The sequence below is a fragment of the Mesorhizobium sp. M7D.F.Ca.US.004.01.2.1 genome, assembly GCF_003997785.1.
GTDB lineage: Bacteria > Pseudomonadota > Alphaproteobacteria > Rhizobiales > Rhizobiaceae > Mesorhizobium > Mesorhizobium loti.
Genome location: NZ_RZRQ01000590.1, coordinates 1 through 2,115, shown reverse-complemented (window position 1 = coordinate 2,115; position 2,115 = coordinate 1). Strand labels below are relative to the sequence as shown.

At 65.0% G+C, this 2,115-nt stretch carries 2 protein-coding genes; one reads left to right on the top strand and one right to left on the bottom strand.

The features are described 5' to 3' along the window. Nucleotides 1–625: SDR family oxidoreductase (locus tag EN993_RS35130; protein WP_127266176.1), on the top strand; the 625-nt coding region annotated here is incomplete at its 5' end. 41 nt (nucleotides 626–666) lie between these two features. On the opposite strand, the gene EN993_RS35125 is transcribed toward EN993_RS35130, so the two are convergent. Further along, nucleotides 667–2,115, bottom strand: a 1,449-nt coding sequence (locus EN993_RS35125) for a cobalamin-dependent protein (RefSeq protein WP_127266175.1), incomplete at its 5' end; no start/stop codon positions are given.

The following is a 2,115-nucleotide window of genomic DNA, read 5'->3' as shown; positions in this document are numbered from 1 at the left end:
GGCCAGCGAGGTGGCTGGCAGGACCGGAGGACTGGCCTCGGAGGCCGACGTCTCGGACGAAGCCTCCGTGGCGACGATGGTACGCCGCGCGCAAGAGGCATTCGGCCGGGTGGACATCCTGGTCAACAATGCCGGTTACGGCATACGCGGCTCGGTCGTCACCACTGCGGCGGCGGATTGGGACGCGCTCATGGCCGTGAACCTCAAGGGCGTCTTTCTCTGCTCCAAATATGTCATTCCCGTCATGACCGCGAGTGGTGGCGGGGTGATCGTGAACACCGCTTCCAACGTGGCCCATGTCGGACTTGCCGATCGGGCGGCCTATGTCGCCTCCAAGGGCGGCGTCGCGGCGCTGACGCGTGCCATGGCGCTTGACCATGTTGCAGACAAGATCCGCGTCAATGCCGTGGCGCCGGGCGTTACCTGGTCGAGCTATTTCGAAAGCATGCTGGAAACCCATCCCGATCCTCAGGGGTTTGTCGCGGCATTGAACGCACGTTCGCCGATGAATCGCGTCGCGCAACCGACTGAAATCGCAAATGCAATCCTGTGGCTCGCCAGCGACGAATCTTCTTTCGCCACCGGCTCGATCCTGACGGTCGACGGCGGCATGAGCGCCTGGTGAGGCGCGCGCCAGTCGATGGCGGAAAACGAAACCTACCCGCTTCAGGCAACCGGCCGGATGGAACGCAGGGCACTCAGCATTTCGTCGAGGTCGGCGCAGGGCAGACAGCCTAGGTCCGCTATATCCTTGGTCACGTCGACCGGCAGGCCCGAATTGGACTCCTTGGGCACTTCGTTCAATCGTCCGCCGATGAGCACCGGCAAGGCAAGTCCGCGTGCCGCCATCGCCGCTTTCACGGCCTGTGCATAACGCAGCGCCACGCCGTTGTAGGTGCTGACGGCGATGGCATCGGCCCCGGTTTCGGCGGCGCGGGCGACGAGCATTTCCGGGTCGACGGCCACACCGGCATCGGCGATGACGATGCCCAGGCCTTCGAGCGCCTGTTCGACGAGATATTTGCCGTGCTCATGCACGTCGGTCGTGCCGATGCAGACGGTCAGGGGTTTAGGGCTTTCGAGCGGCTTCTGTGCCGCGACCCAGGCGACGGCCTTATGGTTGAGCTCGCGTGCCCATTCGGCATGGATCAGCGGCGTGCGCCCGCGCATGCCGTCCGCGCCCGGGCCGAACAGCGCCTCCATGCGTTTCGGCCCCATGCGGCGGATGGCGAACATCAGCGCGGCCGGGTCTTCGGTATCCACCCCGCGCTCGGCCAGCCCCTTCATGACGGCATCGGCAAAACGGCGCCCGCCTTCGACCAGCACATCGGCCATTGCCTCCACCTTGGTCCAGTCGAAGACCGGATCGTAGAACGGTGCGTGCAGCGTGAGCCGATGTGCGAAGGTCTGCGCATCGATGATTTCATCGACATCGGGAATGCGCTGGTTCTCGGTCACCGGCACCGGATTGATCGCATGGCCAGAGGGCCATCGCCCAACGGCGAGAATGTCGGCCAGGAGATAACTTGCCAGGCTGGCGTAGTTGCCCGCCGGGGTCGACTGATATGAAACGGTGTTGCCGAAGATCATGGTGCCTGGCGTGTCGCTGACCCGCACCAGCGCGGAATGGAAAGCAGCGCGCGACAGCGGATCGCTGAAGTGGTGGCCGTAGCAATGGCCGAGCCGAGCGCCGATCAGATCCTCGACGATGTGCTTTTCGACCAGCACCATGCCGAGCGCGCAGGCCATGTCGATGAACAGCCCGGCGAAGCCGTCGTCGAGATTGGAATGGACGAGGATTTCGGCCTCCTGCGCGGCGATCAGGCCGAGCGCGGTGACGGTCGCTTCCGTGGTCGCCACGTCATCGTCCCAATAGGGCAGGCGGAAGGTGAAATACTGTCCCAGATTGCCGATGGCCGTTGCTCCGGCGGCGATCGCGGCGCGGGTGTTTTCCACCGCGCCCGGCAGGCCGAGCATGAAGTCGCCGAAATGGGCGGCAGCAGGCGCCGCATTGGTGATGCGCGCGAAATCCTCTGGGCCGGTGAGCACGATGCCGGTGCCGCGCGCAGCCTTGGCGCGCATGGCCTGGGGATAACCCATCGACCAGTCGAGGGT